At 69.6% G+C, this 18807-nt stretch carries 14 protein-coding genes, 2 pseudogenes and 2 riboswitches; of the genes and pseudogenes, 8 read left to right on the top strand and 8 right to left on the bottom strand.

What is annotated here, in order from left to right; genetic code table 11:
• Nucleotides 1-102 precede the first annotated feature (102 nt).
• Complete coding sequence (locus JHD63_RS03180) at nt 103-717, bottom strand: hypothetical protein (RefSeq protein ID WP_198969209.1); 615 nt, start codon at nt 715-717, stop codon at nt 103-105.
• A gap of 28 nt (nt 718-745) precedes the next feature.
• A pseudogene (locus JHD63_RS03175) lies at nt 746-909 on the bottom strand (IS481 family transposase); the annotation flags it as partial.
• Nucleotides 910-953: 44 nt separating this feature from the next.
• On the opposite strand from JHD63_RS03175, the gene JHD63_RS03170 reads away from it, so the two are divergent.
• Both JHD63_RS03170 and JHD63_RS25260 read left to right on the top strand, forming a co-directional pair.
• Nucleotides 954-1241, top strand: coding sequence for a hypothetical protein (locus tag JHD63_RS03170; protein ID WP_198969208.1), 288 nt, complete (start codon nt 954-956; stop codon nt 1239-1241).
• Nucleotides 1242-1298: 57 nt separating this feature from the next.
• Nucleotides 1299-1877, top strand: a complete 579-nt coding sequence (locus tag JHD63_RS25260; RefSeq protein ID WP_445327096.1) for a transposase — start codon at nt 1299-1301, stop codon at nt 1875-1877.
• A 60-nt stretch (nt 1878-1937) separates the two neighbouring features.
• On the opposite strand, the gene JHD63_RS03160 is transcribed toward JHD63_RS25260, so the two are convergent.
• On the bottom strand, nt 1938-2894 hold the full coding sequence (locus tag JHD63_RS03160) for a hydrogen peroxide-inducible genes activator (RefSeq protein WP_198969207.1): 957 nt from the start codon (nt 2892-2894) through the stop codon (nt 1938-1940).
• Between the two features lie 128 nt (nt 2895-3022).
• Nucleotides 3023-5278: an ATP-dependent DNA helicase RecG gene (gene recG / locus JHD63_RS03155; RefSeq protein ID WP_198969206.1), complete on the bottom strand. Its 2256-nt coding sequence runs from the start codon at nt 5276-5278 to the stop codon at nt 3023-3025.
• 55 nt (nt 5279-5333) lie between these two features.
• Between recG and queA the strand changes: the two genes are divergently transcribed.
• The 3 genes from queA (at nt 5334) to tgt (ending at nt 9001) form a co-directional block, all read left to right on the top strand.
• Entirely contained in the window at nt 5334-6416 is a 1083-nt protein-coding gene (queA, locus tag JHD63_RS03150) for a tRNA preQ1(34) S-adenosylmethionine ribosyltransferase-isomerase QueA (RefSeq protein ID WP_198969205.1), read from the top strand.
• Nucleotides 6417-6504: 88 nt separating this feature from the next.
• Nucleotides 6505-7821 carry a methyltransferase domain-containing protein gene (locus JHD63_RS03145; RefSeq protein WP_198969204.1) on the top strand — a complete coding sequence of 439 codons (1317 nt, stop codon included), beginning with the start codon at nt 6505-6507 and terminating at the stop codon, nt 7819-7821.
• 7 nt (nt 7822-7828) lie between these two features.
• Nucleotides 7829-9001 (top strand): tRNA guanosine(34) transglycosylase Tgt, encoded by a 1173-nt coding sequence (gene tgt / locus JHD63_RS03140; RefSeq protein ID WP_198969203.1) that lies wholly within the window; start codon nt 7829-7831, stop codon nt 8999-9001.
• Between the two features lie 214 nt (nt 9002-9215).
• Here tgt and JHD63_RS03135 read toward each other — a convergent pair whose 3' ends face one another.
• Entirely contained in the window at nt 9216-10661 is a 1446-nt protein-coding gene (locus JHD63_RS03135; protein ID WP_198969202.1) for an NAD-dependent succinate-semialdehyde dehydrogenase, read from the bottom strand.
• Nucleotides 10662-10804: 143 nt separating this feature from the next.
• Nucleotides 10805-11899 (bottom strand): annotated as a pseudogene (locus tag JHD63_RS03130) (serine endopeptidase).
• 230 nt (nt 11900-12129) lie between these two features.
• On the opposite strand from JHD63_RS03130, the gene JHD63_RS03125 reads away from it, so the two are divergent.
• Nucleotides 12130-13089: a Bug family tripartite tricarboxylate transporter substrate binding protein gene (locus tag JHD63_RS03125; RefSeq protein ID WP_198969201.1), complete on the top strand. Its 960-nt coding sequence runs from the start codon at nt 12130-12132 to the stop codon at nt 13087-13089.
• On the opposite strand, the gene JHD63_RS03120 is transcribed toward JHD63_RS03125, so the two are convergent.
• Entirely contained in the window at nt 13090-15039 is a 1950-nt protein-coding gene (locus JHD63_RS03120) for an MFS transporter (RefSeq protein ID WP_198969200.1), read from the bottom strand.
• A gap of 219 nt (nt 15040-15258) precedes the next feature.
• Here JHD63_RS03120 and JHD63_RS03115 point away from each other — a divergent pair, with 219 nt between their 5' ends.
• Nucleotides 15259-15642 (top strand): DUF4148 domain-containing protein, encoded by a 384-nt coding sequence (locus JHD63_RS03115; RefSeq protein ID WP_198969199.1) that lies wholly within the window; start codon nt 15259-15261, stop codon nt 15640-15642.
• 40 nt (nt 15643-15682) lie between these two features.
• A riboswitch (glycine riboswitch) is annotated at nt 15683-15787 on the top strand.
• A gap of 6 nt (nt 15788-15793) precedes the next feature.
• Nucleotides 15794-15923, top strand: a riboswitch (glycine riboswitch).
• An 85-nt stretch (nt 15924-16008) separates the two neighbouring features.
• Complete coding sequence (locus JHD63_RS03110; protein ID WP_198969198.1) at nt 16009-17313, top strand: D-amino acid dehydrogenase; 1305 nt, start codon at nt 16009-16011, stop codon at nt 17311-17313.
• Nucleotides 17314-17323: 10 nt separating this feature from the next.
• Here JHD63_RS03110 and JHD63_RS03105 read toward each other — a convergent pair whose 3' ends face one another.
• The gene (locus JHD63_RS03105) at nt 17324-18601 is read right to left on the bottom strand and encodes an FIST signal transduction protein (protein WP_198969197.1); all 1278 of its coding nucleotides are present in this window, start codon (nt 18599-18601) and stop codon (nt 17324-17326) included.
• Nucleotides 18602-18807: the final 206 nt, after the last annotated feature.

The following is an 18807-nucleotide window of genomic DNA, read 5'->3' as shown; positions in this document are numbered from 1 at the left end:
ACAAGAAAATGTGCCAAGCACTGTAACCTTGCGGGATGACGCGGCGCAACAGAGTGAATCTATCGCGGAGATTGGGGCCGGCAGGTGCCGGCAATGATCTATCTACATGCACACCGTAGCCGGCCGCACCTGCGCTGGCACCGACCCGCCCGCAGCATCAATGGCCTCGACCGTTGCCAGACAGATACCCTCACTGCGCCGGATGTCCAGATAGACGTCATAGTCCTTCCCCGCCTCTGGCACAAAGGTGCCACCAGGAACAGAGCAAGACTCTGACCGTCCCGACCGCGTGACGCCATTCATGGTGACCATCTGCGGCGTACCAGTGAACCCCATGGTCACGGTGATCGGCTCGCCGGCCTTCACGTGGTATTCCTTGGAGAACTCCCTGGCCAGGATGCCATCGCGACGCCGCGTGGAGCGCTGGCTGGGTGGCATGCCAATGCTCTCGGTCTGGTCCACCTGCACAAGGGCCTTGAAAGACTGCCCCATACCGCCAGACACCCGTTCACCCCCCTGCCTGTTCTGGGGAACGCAAGACTGGTTGCGGTAGAACACAACGCCCGTTCCGTTGTTGCCAAACAACCTTATGCGTGCGGAGGCTGCCGGATCGCTGTCGACCTTTGCAGCTTCCGGCTTGCTATTGCCAGATGCGCAGCCCAAAAGCGCAGAAACGGTCCCGAAAACGACAAGATACTGCAAGACGATTGATTTCATTGATGTACCTCCCAAGCGCTATTGACATGTCACATCCCGGACGATCATAGGCTGCTTGTGGAACAGGTGCGGGTGCGTCTGATGCCATTCCTTCATTGCCTGCAATGGCGTCTTGCTCTTGAGCGCTGACTGCGGCAACTGGTGGTGGTACGGGGCCACATAGCGCAGCAAGGTCTGCTCTGATTTGCGCCGCCCTCGGTCTTGCACTGAGCGGCTTTGCGGGCGGCGAACACGTGATGGCCTTGCTGAGCGCCAGCTTTCTCTTCGTTGCCGGTATCGGCATCAGTGTGCCCAGCCTGATTGCCCAAGTAGCCAGTGTGAGCAATGCCTCGACACGCGGGTTGGCGGTGGCGCTCTACACCTTCGTTCTCTTCATAGGCGCCAGCCTCGGACCTTGGCTGGCGCAGCAGACCGCCAACCTACCGCTGGAAAGCATGTATCTGCTGCTTGCAGGACTGTTGGGATGCTGCGCGATGTACGCCCTGACTGGCCCTGGAACGGAGAAACATGCCCAAGCCAATTAATCTTACTGTGTCATAAATGTGATAATTTGATCTTCCGGACCTCGATTTGGAGGATCGATGAATGCAGCCGAGCGCTTCGATAGCTATCTGGAGCACCTGAGCGAAGGCCTGGGTCACGTGGACCGGCACGCGGGCCTTCGCGGTTACTGCACGGGCCTGATGCTTCCTCTGTCGCGCAAGAGCGTGGAGCCCATGGCCACGCGAGTGGACCCGACACACGCCAGCGCCCGGCACCAAGCACTGCACCACTTCGTCGCCAAAGCCGAGTGGTCCGACACGCAGATGCTGCGTCGCGTGTGCCAGTGGGTGATGCCCAAGATGGACTTCAGTCAGGGCGGCTGGTGGATCATCGACGACACCGGGTTCCATCATCACGCCGCGTTGAGCATCGCGGCCTACGGGTTCCTCATGGCCGAGCGCCTCGTCGCCGACAAGTCTGTCGGTGGTAAAAAAACTTCATCGAACGCCAGGTGCCTGCCGTTCCCGAGGATTACGTCCCCCGAGGCAGTCCTGCGCGCGCAACGCCACGTGGCGACTTCGATCACGACACTGCGTCATCGACTGGGCTACCAACTGATCGCTCGTCTCGGGCAGTGCCCATGCTGCGGAAGGGCAAGCGCAAAGCATCTTTTATGACACAGTAAGATTAGCCCACGATCTTCGAAGTGGGCGGCCATCGCGCAGGCGCGAGCGTCGCTACGACAGCCGCACCACGCCCGGCAGCTCGCAGGCATAGATCGAATTGCGCAACGCCGCGATCGCCTCGTAGCGGGTGAAGCTGCGGCGCCAGGCCAGCACAACGCGGCGCATGGGCGGGGTGCCGGCGAAGGGGATGTAGTGCACGTGCGGCTCGTCGTCGGCCTTGCGGCGGCGGCCCTTGGGTCCGAGTGCGCCCCGGGGCACCGACAGGCGCGGCACCAGGGTCACGCCCATGCCGGCGGCCACCATGTGCTTGATGGTTTCCAGCGAGGAGCCCTCGAAGCTCTTGCGGATGCCTTCGGCGTTGCTGGAGAAGCGCGCGAACTCGGGGCACACCTCCAGCACGTGGTCGCGGAAGCAGTGGCCGGTGCCCAGCAGCAGCATGGTCTCGCTCTTGATCTCCTCGGCCGTGATTTCCTTGCGCGCGGCCAGCGGGTGGGTGCTGGGCACGGCGGCCAGGAAGGGCTCATCGTAGAGCGCGGCCATGGCCAGGCCGGTGTCGGGGAAGGGCTCGGCCATGATGGCGCAGTCGATCTCGCCGGTGCGAAGCATTTCCAGCAGCTTGACGGTGAAGTTCTCCTGCAGCATGAGCGGCATCTGCGGCGTGCGGTGGATGGCCTGGCGCACCAGGTCGGGCAGCAGGTAGGGGCCGATGGTGTAGATCACGCCCAGGGTCAGCGCGCCGGCCAGCGGGTCTTTCCCGCGCTTGGCGATTTCCTTGATGCCGGCGGCCTGTTCGAGCACGCTCTGCGCCTGCCGCACGATCTCCTCGCCGAGCGGGGTGACGGCCACCTCGTTGGCGCTGCGCTCGAACAGCTTGACCTCCAGTTCCTCCTCGAGCTTCTTGATCGCCACGGACAGCGTGGGCTGCGAGACGTAGCAGGCCTCGGCCGCCTTGCCGAAGTGCTTCTCGCGGGCGACGGCGACGATGTACTTGAGTTCTGTCAGGGTCATGGAGCCATTGTCCCGCAGCGCAAGTGAAACACCCCCGGCCGCGCGCTGCGCGTGTTCGCCAACCCCCTTGCAGGGGACAGATGTCCGCGCATGGCCTGCTCCACGGCCTTTTGCGTCTGACCCGACGCTCAGGCTTTCAGGAATTCCGCCCGGCCGCCGAGCCAGCGCTCGACGTGGCGGCGGGCCAGGTCGGGGTCCAGATCGAGCATGCGCGGCGCCAGTTCGCGCGCCCACTGCAGCAGGTCGGCGTCGGCCTGCAGGTCGGCGAAGCGCAGCAGCGCGGCGCCGGACTGGCGCGCGCCGAGGAATTCGCCGGGCCCGCGGATCTCCAGGTCGCGCCGGGCGATCTCGAAGCCGTCGTGGGTCTCGGCCATGGCGCGCAGGCGCTCGCGCGCGGCCTCGCTGACGCGGCCGCCCTCGTGCGGGGCGTAGAGCAGCACGCAGGCCGAGGCCGCCGCGCCGCGGCCCACGCGCCCGCGCAACTGATGTAGTTGCGACAGGCCGAAGCGCTCGGCATGCTCGATGACCATGAGCGAGGCGTTGGGCACGTCCACGCCGACTTCGATCACCGTGGTGCTGACCAGCACGCCCATGCGGCCGGCGCTGAATTCGGCCATCACCGCCTTCTTCTCGGCCGGCGGCATGCGCGAATGCAGCAGGCCCACGGCCACGCCCGGCAGCGCGGCCTGCAGGTCTTGGTGGGTCTGGGTGGCGTTGGTGAGGTCCACCGCCTCGCTCTCCTCGATCAGCGGACACACCCAGTAGACCTGCCGGCCCTGCGCCAGTTGCGCGCCGATGCGCGCCACCACCTCGTCGCGCCGGCTGTCGGCCACCACCCGGGTGACGATGGGGGTGCGCCCGGGCGGCAGTTCGTCGATGGTGGAGACGTCCAGGTCGGCGTAGTAGCTCATGGCCAGCGTGCGCGGAATGGGGGTGGCGGTCATCATCAGCAGGTGCGGCTCGGCGGCGAGGCTATGCCCCCACGCTCCGCCGCTGCGCGGGTCGCTGCCCCCCGAGGGGGCTGCATCGCCTTGGGGCGGCCCGGCGGCGATGCCGCCCTGCAGCTTGCCGCGCAGGGCCAGGCGCTGCGCGACGCCGAAGCGGTGCTGCTCGTCGATGATGGCCAGCGCGAGGTGGCGGAACAGCACCGACCCCTGGATCACGGCGTGCGTGCCGACGACCAGCGCGGCCTCGCCGCTGGCCACCCGCTCCAGCGCGGCGCTACGCTCCTTCTTCTTCTGGCTGCCGGTGAGCCAGGCCACCTGCAGGCCGCGCGCGGCGAGCAGCGGCGCGAGCCAGCCGACCAGCTTCTGGAAATGCTGCTCGGCCAGGATCTCGGTCGGCGCCATCAGCGCGCACTGGTGGCCGGCCTCGATGCAGATGCAGGCCGCCAGCGCCGCGACCACGGTCTTGCCGGCGCCGACGTCGCCTTGCAGCAGGCGGTGCATGGGCACGGCGCCGCCGCCGGGCGCGGGGCGCGCCAGGTCCTGCGCGATCTCCTCGACCACGCGGCGCTGCGCGGCGGTCAGGTCGAACGGCAGCGCGGCCAGCAGTTGCGCCGGCAGCGCATCGGCATCGGACGCGGCCTGCAGCAGCGGCGCGCGCAGGCCGTCGCGCGCGCGCTTGGCTTCGAGCTGCGAGAGCTGCTGGGCCAGCAGTTCCTCGGCCTTGAGCCGCTGCCATGCCGGGTGGCTGCGGTCCTCCAGCGTGGCCAGCGCGGTATCGGGCGCGGGGTAGTGCAAAAACCGTAGCGCGTCGCCCAGGCTCCACCTGGGCTGCGGGCCTTTTTTGCCATAAATCCCGGGGCCGCCGGGATACGGCGGCGCGCCGGGCGGCAGCGTCTCCGACAGGTCGGCGCGCGACAGCCCGGTCTGCACCGCCTTGCGCAGATAGGCCTGCGGCAGTTGCGCGCTCGCCGGGTAGACCGGCGTCAGGCCGGCGGGCAGCGGCGCATCCGCCGGCTTGAAGGCCGGGTGCAGCATCTGCCGGCCGGCGAAGCCGCCGCGCACCTCGCCGCGCACCCGCACCTGCGCGCCCTCGGCCAGGGCCTTGCGATGCGAGGGGTAGAAGGTGAAGAAGCGCAGCTCCAGCGTGTCGCTGCCGTCGTCGATCAGCACCTTCAACTGGCGCCTGGGCTGGAGCACGACTTCGCTGTGCACCACCGTGCCCACCACCTGCGCCGTCTCGCCATGGCGGGTATCGGCAATGCGCTGGATGCGGGTTTCGTCCTCGTAGCGCAGCGGCACGTGCAGCGCCAGGTCGATGTCGCGGCGCAGGCCGAGCTTGAGCAGCGCCTGCCGCGCCGGGCTGGCGGCCGCCTTCTTCGCCGGCGCAGGCCGTGGCGCGGCGGCGGGAGCGGGGGCGGGCGAAGGCAGCGCGGACATGGGAGAATTCTGCCCTCCCCTTCCTTGGTACGGACGCGTCCCGTCCTCAAGCGCCATGACCGACCTCTCCCCCCCCGCACGCGACTTCAGCGTCGCCGATTTCGACTTCGCCCTGCCCGAGGCGCTGATCGCCCAGCATCCCGCCGCGCAGCGCAGCGCCTCGCGCCTGCTCGACGGCACCGGCATGGCGCCCGCCGACCGCGTCTTCCGTGACCTGCCCGGCCTGCTGCGGCCGGGCGACCTGCTGGTCTTCAACGACACCAAGGTGGTCAAGGCGCGGCTGTTCGGCGAGAAGCCGAGCGGCGGCAAGGTCGAGCTGCTGGTCGAGCGCGTGCTCCAGGGCGACCAGGTGGTCTGCCACATGAAGGTCAGCAAGAAGCCGCAGCCCGGCACCAGGCTCGCCATGGCCGGCGGCTTTGGCGCCACCTTGCTCGGCCGCTGGCCACGCGAGGAAGGGCCGCTGTTCCTGTTCCGCTTCGAGGGCGCTGCGGGCGAAACCCCTTACGACCTGATGGAACGCCACGGCCACGTGCCGCTGCCGCCCTACATCACGCATGCCGACTCGGCCGAGGACGCGCGGCGCTACCAGACCGTCTTCGCCCGCGCCCCCGGCGCCGTGGCCGCGCCCACCGCCGCGCTGCACTTCGACGACGCCGTGCTGGCCGCGCTGGACGCACGCGGCGTGCAGCGCGCCAGCCTCACCCTGCACGTGGGCGCCGGCACCTTCCAGCCGGTGAAGGTCGAGCGCATCGCCGAGCACACCATGCACCACGAGCGCTACGAGGTACCGGCCGCCACACAACAGGCCATCGCCGGCGCGCGCGCCCGCGGCGGCCGCGTGGTGGCCGTGGGCACGACCACCGTGCGCACGCTCGAATCCTGGGCCCGCAGCGGCCAGGCCGCGGGCGATACCGACATCTTCATCACGCCGGGCTTCCAGTTCCGCGTGGTCGACGTGCTGCTCACCAACTTCCACCTGCCGCGCTCCACGCTGATGATGCTGGTGAGCGCCTTCGCCGGCTACGAGCACGTGATGGCGCTGTACCGGCATGCGATCGCCCAGGGCTACCGCTTCTTCAGCTATGGGGATGCGATGCTGCTGGAGCGCGCGCCGCCGGCGGGTGTGGTGGCGGGATAATGGCGGGTTTCGCGCCGCGTCCTTCACCTCTTCATTCCCCCGTGCCAACGCCGTCGTGCGCCCCGGGCACACGCTTTCCTGACACCACATGAGCACACTCCCGTCGACACTGGATGAATTCAACCGCCAGCTGCAGGCAGTCGAGCAACTGATCGCCAAGAAGGACCTGCGGCCTGCCGCGGAACAGCTCAACACGCTGGGCCGCGCGGCGCCGCAGCATCCGGCGGTCTACATCCTGGGCATGCGCCTGGGCGAGGCCGCGGGCAACCCCAAGGCGGCGCTGCAGGCCGCGCGCCGCGCGGTGGAGTGCGCGCCGGGCTGGCCCGTGGCCGTGATCGAACTGGCGGCCTGCCTGGCGCGGCAGAACGCGCTGGAAGAATCCCTCGCCGAGGCGCAGAAGGCGATCGACCTCGCGCCGGAGGATCTGGGCATTCTCAGCCGCGCGATCGACATCGCAACGCACGCCCGCAGTCCGGCGACGGCCCTGCCCTGGCTGCGCAAGGCCCATGCCCTGGCGCCGGACGACCTGACCCTGGGGCGCCTGCTCGCGCGCAACCTGGGCCAGGTGGGGCAGATCGAGGAAGCGAAGCAGATTCTGGAGAAGCTTCTGGCGAACGCCCCCGGGAATGTCGAGCTGCTGGCAGAGCGCATGACGATCCGGTACCAGTCAGGCGACGCGGCGGGTGCGCAGCAGGACGCCGACCGGCTGGTGGAACTGGCTCCGGACAACGAGAGTTTCCGTTTCTGGCGGCAGAAGATCGCCGGCGCCGTGCCCGAGACGCAACCGCCGGAGATGGTCAAGGGCCTGTTCGACAGCTACGCGCCGGCCTTCGACCTGCACCTGGTGCGCGGGCTGAAGTACGACACGCCGCGCAAGGTGGCGGAATGGATCCGCGGCCGCTACCCCACGCTCGAACTCAACATCCTCGACCTGGGCTGCGGCACCGGCCTGCTGGGCGTGTTCCTGGGCCGCATCAACGGCTTCCTGATCGGCGTGGACTTGTCGACCAAGATGCTGGAACAGGCCGCGCGCCACAACGTGTACGACCGCTTCCACGCGGTCAACCTGCTCGATGCGCTGCGCGAGACGCCGGACGCGCTCTACCACGTCATCACCGCCTGCGACGTCTTCATCTACGTCGGCGACCTCGGCAGCGCCATTCCGGACGCGTTCCGCGTGCTGCGCCCGGACGGCAACCTGATCTTCACCTGCGAGCAAGCCGACGAAAGCGGCCGGGACCTGGTGCTGCGCGACTCCATGCGCTATGCGCACAAGGTCAGCGCGATCCAGGCGCTGTGCAGGAAGAGCGGGTTCGACGACGTGGCCATCGAATTCGTCGACCTGCGCATGGAGCGCGGCGCGCCGATCCGCGGCTTCCGCGTCATCGCCCACAAGCCTGCCTGAGCCGCCCATGTTGCGCTTCGACCTGCTCGCCAACGACCCCGCCAGCCACGCCCGGCGCGGCACGCTCACGCTCAACCACGGCGTGGTGCAGACGCCGATCTTCATGCCCGTGGGCACCTATGGCACGGTCAAGGGCGTGATGCCGCGCAGCCTGCAGGAGATGGGCGCGCAGATCATCCTGGGCAACACCTTCCACCTGTGGATGCGGCCCGGGCTGGACGTGATGCAGCGCTTTGGCGGCCTGCACGGCTTCGAGAAATGGGACAAACCCATCCTCACCGACTCGGGCGGCTTCCAGGTCTGGTCGCTGGGGGCCATGCGCAAGATCAGCGAGGAAGGCGTGAAGTTCGCCTCGCCGGTCAACGGCGACAAGCTGTTTCTCACGCCCGAGGTCTCGATGCAGATCCAGACCGTGCTCAACAGCGACATCGTCATGCAGTTCGACGAATGCACGCCCTACGACACGAACGGCCACGTCACCACCGAGCGCGAGGCGCGCAGCTCGATGGAGCTGAGCCTGCGCTGGGCCCGGCGCTGCAAGACCGAGTTTGCGCGGCTAGAGAACCCCAACGCCCTGTTCGGCATCGTGCAGGGCGGCATGTTCGAGAACCTGCGCGAAGAGTCGCTGGCGGCGCTGGTCGAGATGGACTTTCCGGGCTATGCGGTGGGCGGCGTGAGCGTGGGCGAGCCCAAGGACGAGATGCTGCGCATCATGGCGCACACGCCGCACCGGCTGCCGGCGCACAAGCCGCGCTACCTGATGGGCGTGGGCACGCCGGAAGACCTGGTGCAGGGCGTGGCCGACGGCGTGGACATGTTCGATTGCGTGATGCCCACGCGCAACGCGCGCAACGGCACCATCTTCACGCGCCATGGCGACCTGAAGCTGCGCAACGCGCGCCACAAGAACGATCCGCAGCCGCTGGACGCCACCTGCACCTGCCACGCCTGCGCCGGCAGCTCCGGCGTATCGTGGCAGGACGGCGGCCGCGAAGGCTTCAGCCGCGCCTACCTGCATCACCTCGACCGCTGCGGCGAGATGCTCGGCCCCATGCTGACGACGGTGCACAACCTGCACTACTACCTGAACCTGATGCGCGAGATCCGCGCGGCGCTGGACGCCGGGCGCTTCTCCGGGTTCCGGGCGCAGTTCAAGGCCGACCGGGCACGCGGCGTCTGACCGGCGGGCAGGTCCGGCAGCGGCCTCATGGCCTGGGCGGAAGAGCCTGCCAAGGCCGCGCCATACCTTGGCGCTGCCGCACATGCTGCGCAGCCCGCGGGCCTCGCAGGATACGGCGCGGGAGTGCTACTAAATATATAGCAAAAAGCCCAGGAAATACCTGGGCTTGAGGCACTTTCGACCTGCAAGTGCGCGCAAGCGGCGCACCCGCCGGCTACACCGCCATGATCGACACGGCCTTGGTGATCAGGTAGGCCTCCATGGCCTCCGGGCCGCCTTCGGAGCCGTAGCCCGAATCCTTCACGCCGCCGAAGGGCATCTCGGGCGTGGGCGCGGCGGGCTGGTTGATCCAGAGCATGCCCACCTCCATCTGCTGCGACAGCAGGTGCGCGTTCTTGATCGACTGCGTGAACGCATAGCCGGCCAGGCCGTAGGGCAGGCGGTTGGATTCGGCGATGGCCTCCTCCAGCGTGTCGAAGCCGCGGATCGCCGCCACCGGGCCGAACGGCTCGTTGTTGAACACGTCGGCGTCGAGCGATACGTCGGTCAGCACGGTGGGCGCGAAGAAGTTGCCTTCGGTGCCCACGCGCTCGCCGCCGGTGGCCACCTTGGCGCCCTTGGCGCGGGCGTCGTCCAGCACCTTGGCCATGGCGGTGATGCGGCGCGCATTGGCCAGCGGGCCCAGGGTCGTGCCCTCGGCCAGGCCGTCGCCGAGCTTGAGGCCCTCGGCATGCTTGACCAGCGCCTCGGCGAATTCCTTGCGGATGCTGTTGTGCACCAGGAAGCGCGTGGGCGAGATGCAGACCTGGCCCGCGTTGCGGAACTTGGCGCCGCCCGAGGCCTTCACCGCCAGCGCCACGTCGGCATCGGCCGCGACGATCACCGGCGCATGGCCGCCCAGCTCCATGGTGGCGCGCTTCATGTGCAGGCCGGCCAGCGAGGCCAGTTGCTTGCCCACCGGCGTGGAGCCGGTGAAGGTGACCTTGCGGATGATCGGATGCGGGATCAGGTAGCCCGAGATCTCGGCCGGATCGCCGAACACCAGGCCCACGGTGCCGGCCGGCACGCCCGCATCGACGAAGGCCTGCAGCAGCGCGGCCGGCGAGGCCGGCGTTTCTTCCGGCGCCTTGACCAGGAACGAGCAGCCGCTGGCCAGCGACGCGCCGAGCTTGCGCACGATCTGGTTGACCGGGAAGTTCCACGGCGTGAAGGCCGCCACCGGGCCCAGCGGCTCCTTGAGCACCATTTGCTGCGCCGACAGGTTGCGCGAGGGCACGATGCGGCCGTAGACGCGGCGGCCTTCGTCGGCGAACCACTCGATGATGTCGGCCGCGGCCAGCACCTCGCCGCGCGCCTCCGCGAAGGGCTTGCCCTGCTCCTGGGTCAGCAGGCGCCCGATGTCGGCGGCGCGCTCGCGCACCAGCGCGGCGGCCTTGCGCATGGTCGTGGCGCGCTCGTTGGCCGGAATGCGGCGCCAGGCCTCGAAGCCGCGCTGCGCCGAGGCCAGCGCGCGGTCCAGGTCCGCGATGCCGGCGTGGGCAACCTTGCCGATGGTCTTGCCGGTGGCGGGGTTGACGACGTCGATCGTCCTGCCGCTGGCGGCATCGCACCAGACACCGTCGATCAGGAGGCGGGTGTCGGTATAGCTGGGGGTGGTCATGTCGGGTCCTTGGAGCTTGGGAGGGGACGGAATGCGCCCTGCCTTGAATGGCCGCAGGCACACCCCGCAGCATTCCGGCCGGTCTTGAGCGCGCGGCGCAGGTCGATCCTAGCGCGCTTTGCCCCGGCCCGAGAACGGCAGGGCTACCCGGCCGGCCCGCGCGGGCCGGTCGTGGCGGCGGACGCGCCCGGCGCGGCCGGCAGCAGCCGCCCCGGGGCGCCGCAGGCGTGGCAGAACTTGGAGAAGGCGCTCTTGCGCACCTGGCAGCGGCCGCAGTGCTCGTGCAGGCAGATGCCGCAGTGCGGGCAGAAGTCGATGTCGGGCGCCTTCAGGTCCACCGTGCGCTCGCAGCCCGGGCACACGCCCTTGGCCAGGCGGCCCAGTGCGGTGTCGTAGCTCAGCTCTTCGCGGCGCACCGTATCGGGCTGCTGCTCGGCCAGCAACTGGCGCTCGCGGTAGCGCTGCAGCGCGACCACGGCCTGGCGCCCGACCAGCACCGTGACGACGATGCCGACCAGGTAGCGCACGTAGCCGCCGTAGCTCGGCAGGTAGGGCACCAGTTCGACGAAGAAGGCGAACAGCGCGAAGAAGATGAAGCCCCAGACGAAGGGCCACCAGGTGCTGCCGCGCTTCCTGGCGAACAGCCAGCCGGCCGCCACCAGCAGCGGCAGCGTGAGCAACAGCCGGTACAGGAACACGCGCAGTTCCACGCGCCGCAGTTCGGCATCGAGCCGCTTCTGCGCCGCCTCCTGCAGAGCGGCCAGCCCTTCCCGCGCGCGGGCCTCGGCCTGGCGCGCGTCGAGCGCCTTCTGCTGCTGGGCCTGCACCTGCTGCTCGGCCAGACGCTACTGCACCCGCAGGCCGTCGAGCGCGCGGGTGCGGGCCAGCAGCTCGGCGTCCTGCTCGGAGCGCTGGGTGACGCTGCGCGTGGCCAGCCAGTTGTCGAAGGTCTCGCGCGCGGCCTGCGAATCAGACTGCGCCACCTTCTGCCGCAGCCGTGCCTGCTCCAGCGCGTCCTGGGCCTGGCGCTGCGCCAGCTGCGCGGCGTCCTGTGCCGCGCGCTGCCTGGCGGTGGCGGCCGGGTCCATGAAGTCCTCCAGCGTGTGCCGCTGCTCCACCCGCGGCAGGTCGCCCACCAGCGTGCCGCCCAGCCCGATCAGGAAGCTGGCAAACACCAGTGCCACCAGCCACAGGCCCCGGTTGAACCACTTCTCGGAAAGCCGCAATGCCTTGCCCATGTGCACCTCTTTTCGTTTACTACGTTTTTGATAGCTATAAGTCCAGGATATACAAGGGCTACAGGCCTTTTTCATCCAAATGTACGGCGAACGATACCCAAGGCCCCACGGCAGCCGTGCCCCGTCTTGCAATGGCATGGCGCCCGCCGGCGGTTTTGCGGCACACTGCCCGGCTCGCAGGCCGCCCGTCGGCCCGCGACAGCCGAAAAACCCGCCCAGGAGACTCTCCCATGATCCGCAAGATGCTGGCGCTCGCAGCCCTCGCCTTCACCGTGGCCGCGCAGGCCCAGACCTACCCCAGCAAGCCGATCCGGCTGATCGTGCCGTTCCCGCCCGGCGGCGGCACCGACATCCTGTCGCGCCTGGTCGCCAACAAGCTCACCGAGGTCAGCAAGTGGACGGTGATCCCGGACAACCGCGGCGGCGCGGGCGGCACCATCGGCATCGCCGAGGCCGCCAAGGCCGCGCCCACCGGCTACGACATGGTGATGGGCCAGAAGGACAACATGGTCGTCGCGCCCTGGCTCTACAAGAACCTGAGCTACGACCCGACCAGGAGCCTGGTGGCCGTGGCCCACGTGGCGTATACGCCGGTGATCATCGTCACGGCCGCCGATTCGCGCTTCAAGACGCTGGCCGACGTGGTGAACGCCGCGCGCGCCGCGCCCGACACCATCACCTACGGCTCGCCCGGCAACGGCACGACCATCCACCTGGCGGGCGAGATCTTCAAGAACACCGCAGGCATCAGGATCCGCCACGTGCCCTACAAGGGCTCCAACCCGGCCATGATGGACGTGCTGGCGGGCAACGTGGACCTGATGGTGTCCTCGGTGCCTTCGGCCATGGGCCAGATCAAGGCCGGCAAGCTGCGCCCGCTGGCGGTCACCTCGGCGCGCCGCAGCACGGCATTGCCCGACGTGCCCACGGTGGCCGAATCCGGCTTCAAGGATTTCGACGTGAGCACCTGGTATGGCCTGTTCATGCCGGCCGGCACGCCCAGGGAGATCGTGAACACCATGAACGCGGAGGTGAACCGCCTGCTGGCCATGCCGGAGGTGCAGTCCGCGATCCACGGCCAGGGCGCGGAGCCGCAGGCGATGACGCCCGAGCAGTTCTCGCAGCTGCTGGGCAACGACTACCAGAAGTGGCGCAGCATCGTGCAGGAATCGGGCGCGACGATCGAGTGATCAGGCCGCGGCCCGGCGCAGCAGCCGCGCCACGTCGGCCTGCAGCGCGGCGGGCTGAACCCGGTCGGGCGGCACGGGCATGCCCACCTCCAGCGCCACGCGGTTGAAAATGCCGCGGCGAAACGGCTTGACCATGGCGGCGCGCCGTCCGCCGCGCAGCTCGATGCGGCTGAAGAACGAGCCCCACAGGTTGCCGAGCGCCATCGGCACCACCGGCACCTGCAGGCCGTCGGCCCGGGCCTGCTCCAGGAGCTTCATGATGCCGCCCTTGAAGGGCTGCAGTTCGCCGTCCTCGGTGATGCCGCCTTCCGGGAAGATCGCCACCAGCTCGCCATCGCGCAGGGCCTGCGCGACGCGCTCGAAGGCGGCGGCGTAGACGGCCGCGTCCTCCTTGCGCGCCGCGATCGGGATCGCCTTGACCAGCCGGAACAACCACCCCAGCACCGGCGTGGCGAAGATGCGGTGGTCCATCACGAACTGGATCGGGCGCGGGCTGGCCGCCATCAGCAGCACCGGGTCGACGAAGCTCACGTGGTTGCACACCAGCACGGCCGGGCCGTGCGCCGGGATCTGCTCCTCGCCACGGATCTGGAAGCGGTACACGAAATGCGTCGCCACCCAGGCGATGAAGCGCAGCAGGTACTCGGGCACCAGCAGGAAGACGTAGGCCGCGACCACGGCGTTGGCCAGGCCGGTGAACAGGAAGATCTGCGGCACGCTGAAGCCCGCCGCCAGCAGGCCGCCGGCGATGATCGCACTGGCGATCATGAACAGCGCATTGAGGATGTTGTTGGCGGCGATGATGCGCGCGCGGTGCGTGGGCTGGCTGCGCAACTGGATCAGCGCGTACATCGGCACGCTGTAGAGCCCCGCGAACAGGCTCAGCAGCGCCAGGTCGGCCATCACGCGCCAGTGGGCGGGGCGGGCGATGAAATCCGCCACGCCCATCTCCGCCGCAGGCGGCAGGGCGCGCGAGGCGAAGTACAGGTCCACGGCGAACACGCTCATGCCGATGGCGCCCACCGGCACCAGGCCGATCTCCACGTGGCGGCGGCTCAGCACCTCGCACAGCAGCGAGCCCACGCCGATGCCGATCGAGAACAGCACCAGCAGCAGCGAGGCCACGTGCGCGTCGCCGTGCAGCACCTCCTTGGCAAAGCTCGGGAACTGGCTCAGGAACACCGCGCCGAAGAACCACATCCAGCTGATGCCCAGCAGCGAGCGGAACACCACCGGGCTGCGCCGCGCGATCCGCAGGTTGCGCCAGGTCTCGCTCAGCGGATTCCAGTTGATGACGAGCTGCGGGTCCGTGGCCGGCACCGGGGGGATGGCCTGTGCCACCGCGCGCCCGGCCAGCGCCAGCGCCACGCAGGCGCCCGCCACCCAGGCCGGCCCGACCTGCGGCACGGCCACCAGCAGGCCGCCCGCCACGTTGCCGAGCAGGATGGCGACGAAGGTGCCCATCTCGACCACGCCGTTGCCGCCGGTCAGCTCGCGCGCATGCAGCACCTGCGGCAGGTAGGCGAACTTCACCGGCCCGAACAGCGTGGAATGCAGGCCCATCAGGAAGGTGCAGGCCAGCAGCACCGGCACCTGGCCCAGCAGGAAACCCGCAGCCGCCAGCAGCATGATGCCGATCTCCAGGTCCTTGACGAACCGGATCATGCGGGTCTTGTCGTACTTGTCGCTCAGTTGCCCCGAGGTGGCGGAGAACAGCAGGAAGGGCAGGATGAACAGCGCCCCGATCACCAGCCCGGCCATGGAGGGCGGCAGCCACGACACGCTGAGCTGGTAGGTGACCAGCACCGTGAAGGCGAACTTGAACAGGTTGTCGTTGGCCGCGCCCGCGAACTGGGTCCAGAAGAAGGGCGCGAAGCGGCGCTGGCGCAGCAGTGCGAACTGGTTCGGATGCACCGGCGTGTCGGCCGGCACGGAAAGCGAATCGGGCATGCACGGGCTCCTGACGATCAAAACATTGTGCAGGAAGGCCTTCCGGGTACGGGCTTTGTTACGGAATCCGCAACGATGCATGGCCCGCAACGCTGTTTATCCGACGCGCGGCGACTCCTACAGTGCATCCATCGCCGCATCGCTTTCGAGCCCTCGGCGAAAACGGACCGCCTCACCCGATACGGCCCGCCCGTTGAACCTTTCTTGAAAGACACTGCCATGAACACCCGTACCCTCCTCGCCGCTTCCCTGATCGCCCTGGCTGCCGGCCAGACCGCCTTCGCCCAGGAGGCCGTGGCCGCCGCGCCGGTGACCCGCGCCAGCGTCGTCGCGGAACTCCAGCGCGCCCGAGCCGCAGGCGAACTCGAAGCCGGCGAAGCCTACGGCATGCCTGCGATCCAGGCGCCCGCTTCGGGCCTGACCCGTGCCCAGGTGGTGGCCGAACTGCAGCGTGCACGCGCGGCCGGCGAACTGCCATTCGACGACGTCTATCCCGTGCAGCCGCCGCAGAGCGCGCCCTCGACGCTGACCCGCGCCGAGGTCAAGGCCCAGGCGCTGGCCGCGATGCGCAACGGCACGCGGTGGCCGGACGAACGCGGCTGATCCGCGCCGGCTTGGCAGCGCCGCCGCCGGCACCGTAGAATCGCGGGCAGCAGGAGAGCGAATGGCGGCCACGCCATTCCACCGAAGGCGCAAACTCCCATGAACGCTCAGGTGGGCCGTCCCGACAACGGTCTGGTACTGCAACATCAGTCACATGCCGTCTGGAGAGACGTCGCGGCGCGCCCCATGTCCCATGGGGGCCGCCCGCCACGCACCGAAGGAGCAAGCCCCGCAACCGTTGCGGGGTGAATCTCTCAGGTACCGAGGACAGGGGGAGCGGCAACGGGATGCGTGCGTCCGGTTGCTTCAATTCCTCCCGCAACCGTGCGCGCACAGCCCTTGCAGAAACCCTGAAAGGATTTCGCCATGCGCGCCATCGTCCTCGGCTCCGGCCTTCTCGGCATCACCTCCGCCCACTACCTGCAGCAGCTCGGCCACGAAGTCACGGTCATCGACCGCCAGCCCACGCCGGCGGCCGAAACCAGCTTCGCCAACGGCGGCCAGATCTCGGTCAGCCACGCCGAGCCCTGGGCCAACCCTTCCGCGCCGCTGAAGGTGCTGCAATGGCTGGCGCGGGAAGACGCGCCGCTGCTGTTCCGCATCCGCGCCGACCTGCGCCAGTGGCTCTGGGGTCTGCAGTTCCTGCGCGAATGCACGCCGGCGCGCACGCGCCACAACATCGAGCAGATCGTCAGCCTGGGCACCTACAGCCGCGAGACCCTGCAGCAGCTGCGCGCCGAACTCGGCCTGGAATATGCCCAGCGCACGCAAGGCATCCTGCATTTCTATACCAGCCAGAAGGAATTCGACGGCGCCGAAGCGCCGGCGCGCCAGATGCGCGAGCTGGGCTGCGACCGCCGCGTGATCTCGGCCGACGAGGCGGTGAGCATGGAGCCCGCGCTGGCCCACATCCGCCCGCAGCTGGCCGGCGCCACCTTCACCGCCGAGGATGAATCCGGCGACGCCAACCAGTTCGCCCGCGCGCTCGCCCGGCGCGCCGCCGAGGCCGGCGTGCAGTTCCGCATGGGCCACACCATCACCGCGCTGCGCGAGGCCGGCGGCCGCATCGACCACGTCGAGGTGACCGATGCCGAAGGCCGCTTCCAACGCATCCAAGGCGATGCCTTCGTGCTGGCCATGGGCTCGTTCAGCCCGCTGCTGGCCGCGCCGCTGGGCATCCGCCTGCCGATCTACCCGGCCAAGGGCTACTCGGTCACCATGCCGGTGCTCGACGCCGCGCGCGCGCACCAGGTCTCGCTCACGGATGACGAATTCAAGCTGGTGTTCTCGCGCCTGACCACGCCCGAGGGCGACCGCCTGCGCATCGCCGGCACGGCCGAACTCAACGGCTACGACCGCAACCTCAACCGGGTGCGCTGCGAGGCCATCGTGCGCCGCGTGGAGCAGTTGTTCCCCGGCGCCGGCGACACGTCGCAGGCCCAGTTCTGGGCCGGCCTGCGGCCCGCCACGCCGAGCAACGTGCCGCTGATCGGCCGCACGAAACTGGGCAACCTGTTCCTCAACACCGGGCACGGCACGCTGGGCTGGACGCACGCCTGCGGCTCGGGCAAGTCGATCGCGCGCATCGTGAGCGGGCTGTCGCCGGAAGTGGACTTCGCCTTCACCGGCATGCAGAGCGCACTGCCGCGCATCGCCGCCGCAGCGGCCTGAAGGCGAACACCTACCCGCGCGCGAACACCGTCAGCACCCCCGTGTATCCATACACGTGGTGCCGCGCGATCTCGCCGCCGGCGAAGAAGCCGACCAGCGGCACGTCCCCCAGCGCATGCCGCACGATCTGCAACTCCGCGTTCGGGCCGCCGAAGTGCGGGCCGCCGCGGCCGGCGCAGCTGACGTAGAGGGCGCCGGCAATGCGCCGCGCCAGGTGCGGGGCGGACTCGGCTTGCGGCGCCGCGAGCGCTGCGGCGGTGGCCAGCGGCATCTCCTCGGGCTCCAGCTCCTCGCGGATCTCGGCACAGATGCGCACCAGGTCGGCGCGCGCCGCCTGGGCATTGCGCTGGCAGAACGCCATGCGCATGCCGGGCGCCACGCGTTCGGCCACCGCCACGCCGTGGCGCGCCGGGTCGAGTCCGATGATGTGGCGCACCCGCGTATCGACGCCGAAGTGGCCGGTGCGGCCGACCAGATCGCTGGCCGCGCCGTCTTCGGCCGACTGCAGGCCGACCAGGGTGTTGCGCACGGCGGCCAGCGCCTGCTGCGAGCGCTCGAGCGACACGCCCAGCTCGCGCAGCAGCACGTCGAGCGCCGGCTCGCCGTCGAGCCCGGTGATGACGTTGTCCTGCGCGCCGGTGATCCGGTGGACGGCGCCGACCGGGCGGCAGCCCTGGGTCACGCGCGATACCAGCGCAATGCCCTCACCGAATGCCACGCCGCTCAGGCCGCCATGGAACACGCCGCTGGCGCCCCCATGGCCGCGGATGTTGCCGTTGCCGCCGACGGCGAACTGCACGCTGCCCTGGCGGCTGGCGGCCAGGCCGCCGAACAGGTAGCCGGTGGCGGTGCGCTCGGCCAGCTCGGCGATCAGCTCGGGCAGGTCGGGCAGTTGCGGATCGGCATGCAGCAGCGCGGTGTGCGCCTGGAAGCTGCCGGTGGCGAGCGTGCCCAGCGGCGCCACGCCCGAGAACACGCGGTAGTGCTCGGGCGGCAGGTCGCACAGCATCACGCACAGCGCCGGCTCGTCGAAGTACTCGGCGTTGTTGGCCGACACGCCGATGCCCACCGTGCCGGCCCAGTCGATCACCTCGGGCAGCTCGGCGCCCAGGGTCTCCAGGATGGCCTCGGCCTCGGCCACGTAGTGGTCGGTGATGTAGACGATGCCCAGCGGGGGCGCCGCCGCGTGGTCGGGCAGCGCCATCCGCGCGCGCAGTTGCGCCAGCACCAGCCCGACGGCCATGCGCCATTGGGGATGCGTGGCGTGGGCGTAGGGAAAGAGTTTCATCGGCTGCGGGCGCGGCGCGCCGGCGGGGCCGGCTGGGCCGCGGCCTTGGCGGCTGTCTCTTATACACATCTAAAAAAGGGGGTTTGGGGGGGGGGGGGGGGGGGGGGGGGGGGGGGGGGGGGGGGGGGGGGGGGGGGGGGGGGGGGGGGGGGGGGGGGGGGGGGGGGGGGGGGGGGGGGGGGGGGGGGGGGGGGGGGGGGGGGGGG

This window comes from Xylophilus sp. ASV27 (assembly GCF_016428875.1).
GTDB lineage: Bacteria > Pseudomonadota > Gammaproteobacteria > Burkholderiales > Burkholderiaceae_C > Xylophilus.
This window is presented reverse-complemented; position numbering and strand designations above follow the sequence as displayed.

Excerpts from the sequence above, each read along its gene's own strand:
- JHD63_RS03180 (WP_198969209.1), bottom strand. The coding sequence starts at position 717 with ATGAAATCAATCGTCTTGCAGTATCTTGTCGTTTTCGGGACCGTTTCT.
- JHD63_RS03170 (WP_198969208.1), top strand. The coding sequence starts at position 954 with ATGGCCTTGCTGAGCGCCAGCTTTCTCTTCGTTGCCGGTATCGGCATC.
- JHD63_RS25260 (WP_445327096.1), top strand. The coding sequence starts at position 1,299 with ATGAATGCAGCCGAGCGCTTCGATAGCTATCTGGAGCACCTGAGCGAA.
- JHD63_RS03160 (WP_198969207.1), bottom strand. The coding sequence starts at position 2,894 with ATGACCCTGACAGAACTCAAGTACATCGTCGCCGTCGCCCGCGAGAAG.
- recG (WP_198969206.1), bottom strand. The coding sequence starts at position 5,278 with ATGTCCGCGCTGCCTTCGCCCGCCCCCGCTCCCGCCGCCGCGCCACGG.
- queA (WP_198969205.1), top strand. The coding sequence starts at position 5,334 with ATGACCGACCTCTCCCCCCCCGCACGCGACTTCAGCGTCGCCGATTTC.
- JHD63_RS03145 (WP_198969204.1), top strand. The coding sequence starts at position 6,505 with ATGAGCACACTCCCGTCGACACTGGATGAATTCAACCGCCAGCTGCAG.
- tgt (WP_198969203.1), top strand. The coding sequence starts at position 7,829 with ATGTTGCGCTTCGACCTGCTCGCCAACGACCCCGCCAGCCACGCCCGG.
- JHD63_RS03135 (WP_198969202.1), bottom strand. The coding sequence starts at position 10,661 with ATGACCACCCCCAGCTATACCGACACCCGCCTCCTGATCGACGGTGTC.
- JHD63_RS03125 (WP_198969201.1), top strand. The coding sequence starts at position 12,130 with ATGATCCGCAAGATGCTGGCGCTCGCAGCCCTCGCCTTCACCGTGGCC.
- JHD63_RS03120 (WP_198969200.1), bottom strand. The coding sequence starts at position 15,039 with ATGCCCGATTCGCTTTCCGTGCCGGCCGACACGCCGGTGCATCCGAAC.
- JHD63_RS03115 (WP_198969199.1), top strand. The coding sequence starts at position 15,259 with ATGAACACCCGTACCCTCCTCGCCGCTTCCCTGATCGCCCTGGCTGCC.
- JHD63_RS03110 (WP_198969198.1), top strand. The coding sequence starts at position 16,009 with ATGCGCGCCATCGTCCTCGGCTCCGGCCTTCTCGGCATCACCTCCGCC.
- JHD63_RS03105 (WP_198969197.1), bottom strand. The coding sequence starts at position 18,601 with ATGAAACTCTTTCCCTACGCCCACGCCACGCATCCCCAATGGCGCATG.